General features: G+C 65.4%; 2 protein-coding genes. One reads left to right on the top strand and one right to left on the bottom strand.

Annotation, left to right across the window (positions count from 1 at the left end; all coding sequences use genetic code 11):
• Positions 1 to 1,072, bottom strand: a 1,072-nt coding sequence (pncB, locus tag H5T60_14760; GenBank protein ID MBC7243693.1) for a nicotinate phosphoribosyltransferase, incomplete at its 3' end; no start/stop codon positions are given.
• A gap of 79 nt (positions 1,073 to 1,151) precedes the next feature.
• On the opposite strand from pncB, the gene H5T60_14755 reads away from it, so the two are divergent.
• Positions 1,152 to 1,599, top strand: a 448-nt coding sequence (locus H5T60_14755; protein MBC7243692.1) for a hypothetical protein, incomplete at its 3' end; no start/stop codon positions are given.

The raw sequence follows: 1,599 nt of genomic DNA, 5'->3' as shown, positions 1-1,599 counted from the left end.
TGTGGCCGTGGGAGGTGATGAGGCGGGTGCCGACGCCGTACGTCAGCCGGCGGATGAGCCGTTCCGGGTCCACGCCGTAGCGAGGTGCCTCATCGCGAATCTGGGTGATGATCTGCCATATGACCAGCTCGTCCAGGTTGCTGGAGAGCACGATGGAGGTGTTCGGGAAGCCGGCCTCGTCCAACATTTTGGCGGCCTGGATGCTGAGGTAGGCCAGGTCGCCGGAGTCCAGGCGAATGCCCACCGGCTCATGGCCTTTGCGGCGCAGTTCCTCGAAGACGCGGATAGCGTTGGGCACGCCGCTCTCCAGCGTGTTGATGGTGTCCACCAGGAGGATGCAGTCATCCGGGTACACTTCGGCGAAGGCGCGGAAGGCATCCAGCTCGCTGGCCCCGAGGGCGATGAAGGCCTGCACCATGCTGTGGGCGTGCGTGCCCTTGGGGGGATAGCCGAGCACGTGGGAGATGCCCACGTTGGAGGTGAAATCCGCGCCGCCGATGAGGGCAGCGCGTGCGCCGGCATTGGAGCCGCGCTCTGGCCCGCGCCGCAGGCCGAACTCCATCACGACCTGGACGCCACAGCTTTCCCGCACCCGGGCGGCCTTGGTGGCGATGAGGGTCTGAAAATTCAGGAAGTTCAGCAGGGGCGTCTCCAGCAGTTGTGCCATGGCCAGCGGCCCCTCGACCACGGTGAGGGGGACATTCGGGTGGACGACGCGGCCCTCGGGGATGGCGCGGATGGTGAGGTAATCCATGGGCCGCCGGCCGGCGAGCCAGCGCAGGAAGTCCTCGGCGAAGAGGGGCTTGCCGGTGCGCCCTCTCTGACTGCGCAGGCAGGCGATGTCCTCATCGCGGAAGCGGGCCTCTTCCATCCAGTCCAACAGCCACTGCAGGCCGGCGTTGATGCAGAAGCCGGCCTGGTGGGCGCCGTAGTCCGGATAACTGCGGAAGAAATGCTCGAACTGGGCCGGCTTTTCGTGGATGCCGGCGCGGTAATATAACTGCGCCATGGTGAGCTGATACTCGTCGGTAAAGAGGATGCCCTCTGCAAGCTGACGCTGTGCCGCTTTCATATACCGGACCTCCGTTATTCTGTCAGGCGCATTATAGCGCATTCGGAATTTTGTGCGAAACAGCAGGGGATACAAGGGTATGGAACTCGCATTACCGCTGACGAATGAGAGCAACATCACACCGGTGTCGAGGGAGTCCTTGATAGGGTCTCTGCCGGCGGTAAGCCCGGACAGCACGTTCAGCGAGGCCCTGCGCCGGCGCGTCCTGGAGAGCGGCATCAAGGTGGTGGCCATTGACGATGACCCCACCGGCTGTCAGACGGTGCACGATGTCCCGCTCCTGCTCGAGTGGACGGTCAAGGCGCTGGAGGAGGGTTTGTGCGATCCTGCGCCGGCGCTCTTCGTGCTGGCCAACACGCGTGCCATGCCGCCGGCGGCCGCCGCGGAGGTCAATCGCCAGATCGCGCGCCGGCTGAAAGAGGCGGCCGGGCGCGCCGGCCGGCGGTTTGTGGCGCTCAGCCGCAGTGATTCCACCCTGCGCGGCCATTTCCCGCTGGAGCCAGATATCCTGGGCGAGGAATTGGGGC

Source organism: Anaerolineae bacterium (assembly GCA_014360855.1).
Lineage (GTDB): Bacteria > Chloroflexota > Anaerolineae > JACIWP01 > JACIWP01 > JACIWP01.
This window is presented reverse-complemented; position numbering and strand designations above follow the sequence as displayed.